This is a genomic window from Microbacterium sp. ISL-103 (genome assembly GCF_018613995.1).
GTDB lineage: Bacteria > Actinomycetota > Actinomycetes > Actinomycetales > Microbacteriaceae > Microbacterium.
Genome location: NZ_JAGGPD010000117.1, coordinates 1 through 2,883 on the forward strand (window position 1 = coordinate 1; position 2,883 = coordinate 2,883).

Sequence of the window (2,883 nt, forward strand, 5' to 3'; positions counted from 1 at the left end):
AGAGTCAGTACGTCGAAGATAGCTTCACCTGTTGGTCCATTCCAACGTGACGCTGCCTGCGGCACCGTCGAGAGTCGTCACTCGCTTGCCATGACCCACCGGGCGGATCCTGACCACCATGAGGGTCTCGACTAGGAGGCGTCGTCGAGCCAAAGTCGCGTCGCTCCACCATTCTCGGACGTCGTCGACAAGAGCTAGCTCAGCCAGCGGATCCTCTAGAACCGCGAGCGCTATCTGATCGCCGATCGTCTGTAGCTCGCGCGCGATGCTCACGAGGCTCTCGTCTGCCTCGATGTCAGTCATCAATCCGCGCGCGACAAAGCTCGCGATCGACTGTCGGCGGCGCTTCAAAGCTTCGCGTGTCGAATTCAGCATGGCGATGTCGATCACGTCCGAACGCGGGGCCACGAGGTCCGCAGCGTCTTTCTCCGCGAGGCGCGCGATGCAGACCTCAGAGACGTATTGGTCGATGATGTCACCGTTGCGCATGAAGTGACCATTTGGGCACCGATACGCATGGTAGCGACGCGACGGTGCTGCACCACCGCCACCCTTGCGGGCTGTGGGATGGGTCTCGCCGCTGGCTGAACGGACGGACCGCGAGCATATCGCGCACACAGCGAGCCCGGATAGGAGCCACTTTCGTGCAGTGCCGCTGTGATTCGGTCGTACGCCGACAAGACGCCCGCGGCTTGCGATTAGCTGTTCCTGCTCGATGATGGGTTCCCATGCTCCCGGCGTGCAGGACTCCAGGTCAATCGCCGTCGCATCGAACTCACCGGTCGGCTGAGCTGGCGGAAGGAGCGCTGCGTATAGCGGGTTCAGCAGGACCCGTCGAACTGTCGTTGACTGCCAGCGAACGCCTCGACGTGTCAGCTTGCCAGCGTCGCTGAGATCTCGCGCGATCTGAGCGAGTGAAGCTCCAGCGAGGAACTCGCGGAAGATTCGTCGAACGTCCTCTGCTTCGGCGTCTTCAACTCTGTACCGCGTGCCCGCGGCATCTCGTTCGATGCTCGGCACCCAGCGGTAGCCGTGCGGGGGCTTGCCCGGCGTGGGATGCCCTGCGAGCCGCCGACCCACGGCATAGCGAGCAGCTCTCTCCGTCTTGATTCGAACCTCGCGCTCGGCCAGGAGGACCAGTTGCTTGAGCATGAAGTCGTCCAGCTCAGTGTCAATTCCCTCGCGGATGACGACGACCCGGATGTTGCGACGCGGCGGCCGGATGTCGAGCACGTCGGCAAGGCTGCGAGTGATGCGTGACGGCCCAGTGACGATGACGGTGTCGAACTCGCCTGCATCGAAAGCCTTAAGCATCGCTGACCAGGCGGTCTTCGGTCCTCGCTCTTTCGAGGCAGACGTATCGTTATCCTGGTGCTCGGCGACCACTCGCCACCCTCGACGGTGTATTTCCGCGCGACAGTCTTCGAGTTGCTGGGCGATACCCTGGTCCTCGTCGACTGACTGCCTAGCGTAGATCGCGACGCGGGGCACTCTAGGAGCAGTGGAGGGCATACGGCAATCCTGGCAGAGTATGTCTTCAGCCGTTCACGATGGCGGCCGTCGCCTTCGCCGGCCTGCTCGTGGTCATCATGAGATCCGACGAGGTGAGGGGGATCCTCACCGATCTCGTACGCCGCGCCCTCACGGTGTCGTGAGCGTCCCGATCGGTCGCGATGAGCGCGGCTCGGTGGCAGCCGAGCTCGCGCTCGCCCTCCCGGCCGTCGTGCTCACACTCCTGCTCGGAGCAGGCGCCCTCGGGGCGGCATCCCGCCAGGTCTCGCTCCAAGACGCGGCAGCCGACGCTGCTCGTCTTCTCGGGCGGGGCGAAGACGCAGGTGCCGCATCCCAGGTCGTCGTGGCAGCGGTGCCGGGGGCGAACATGTCGAGCACGGCGCCGGCGGGTCTCGTCTGCGTGCGGGCGAGTGTCGACGCGGCGATCGGTGGGTTCATGGTGATCCCGCTCGTCGCGTCCAGCTGCGCTCTCGCCGGAGGACTCTGATGCGCTCGCTGTCGGCGGGCGGCTGATGGCGGGGTCGGCGCTCGCCGCGGGCATCCTGACCATCGCGGCGGGCCTGTCGCTGGGACTCGCCGCCGTCGGGGGAGCCGCGGTGACCGCTCAGCGAGCGGCCGGCGCGGCCGACGCCGCGGCCCTCGCCGCAGCCGACGCGGCGAGCGGTGCCGTCGTCACCGCGGAAGACCCCTGCACCCTCGCGGCCCGCGTCGCTGCGGCGTCGGCGGCGACTCTCACCTCGTGCTCGCTCGACGGCTTCGTGGCGACCGTCGAGGTCAAGGCGGCGTACGCTGGACTCGCTGCCGTCTCCCGAGCCCGTGCTGGGCCACCCGAGGGATCATGACGGCGGCACGAAGCACTTTCCCGCGAAAATGCAGGCGACCTCTGTGACCATCCCATCACGGCGGTGTGTATGGTGTGCTTCGAAGAAAGGATGCTCCCTTGGCTGAAGGCAAGAAGCTCGTCATCGTCGAGTCTCCGACGAAGATGCGGTCGATTCAGGGGTACCTCGGCGACGGCTACGAGGTGCTGAGCTCTGTCGGCCACATCCGCGATCTCGCAGACAAGAAGGACATCCCGGCTGCCGACAAGCAGGCCTACGGGAAGTACTCGATCGACGTCGACAACGACTTCGACCCCTATTACGTCGTCTCCGATCGCAAGACGAAGACGGTCGCCGAGCTCAAGCGTGCGCTCAAGACCGCCGACGAACTCCTGCTCGCCACCGATGAGGACCGCGAGGGCGAGGCCATCGCGTGGCACCTGCTCGAGACGCTCAAGCCGAAGGTCCCCGTCAAGCGGATGGTCTTCCATGAGATCACCAAGGACGCGATCCAGGCCGCCATCGGCAACACCCGAGAACTCGACACCGA

At 65.6% G+C, this 2,883-nt stretch carries 4 protein-coding genes and 1 pseudogene; 4 read left to right on the forward strand and 1 reads right to left on the reverse strand.

The window, feature by feature from the left end; translation table 11 throughout:
• Positions 1-24: 24 nt before the first annotated feature.
• The gene (locus J7E68_RS05230; protein WP_215170507.1) at positions 25-1,512 is read right to left on the reverse strand and encodes a recombinase family protein; all 1,488 of its coding nucleotides are present in this window, start codon (positions 1,510-1,512) and stop codon (positions 25-27) included.
• Between the two features lie 35 nt (positions 1,513-1,547).
• Here J7E68_RS05230 and J7E68_RS05235 point away from each other — a divergent pair.
• The 4 genes and pseudogenes from J7E68_RS05235 to J7E68_RS05250 form a co-directional block, all read left to right on the forward strand.
• Positions 1,548-1,655, forward strand: a pseudogene (locus tag J7E68_RS05235) (DUF4244 domain-containing protein); the annotation flags it as partial.
• Positions 1,652-1,999, forward strand: coding sequence for a TadE family type IV pilus minor pilin (locus tag J7E68_RS05240; RefSeq protein WP_215170513.1), 348 nt, complete (start codon positions 1,652-1,654; stop codon positions 1,997-1,999). The pseudogene J7E68_RS05235 and the gene J7E68_RS05240, both read left to right, overlap by 4 nt.
• Before the next feature lie 25 nt (positions 2,000-2,024).
• Positions 2,025-2,354: a helicase gene (locus J7E68_RS05245; RefSeq protein ID WP_215170509.1), complete on the forward strand. Its 330-nt coding sequence runs from the start codon at positions 2,025-2,027 to the stop codon at positions 2,352-2,354.
• Positions 2,355-2,452: 98 nt separating this feature from the next.
• Positions 2,453-2,883, forward strand: a 431-nt coding sequence (locus tag J7E68_RS05250; RefSeq protein WP_215170511.1) for a toprim domain-containing protein, incomplete at its 3' end; no start/stop codon positions are given.

What these genes read in the sequence shown, in the direction of transcription:
- J7E68_RS05245 (WP_215170509.1), top strand. Translation starts at nt 2,025, where the DNA reads ATGGCGGGGTCGGCGCTCGCCGCGGGCATCCTGACCATCGCGGCGGGC.
- J7E68_RS05230 (WP_215170507.1), bottom strand. Translation starts at nt 1,512, where the DNA reads ATGCCCTCCACTGCTCCTAGAGTGCCCCGCGTCGCGATCTACGCTAGG.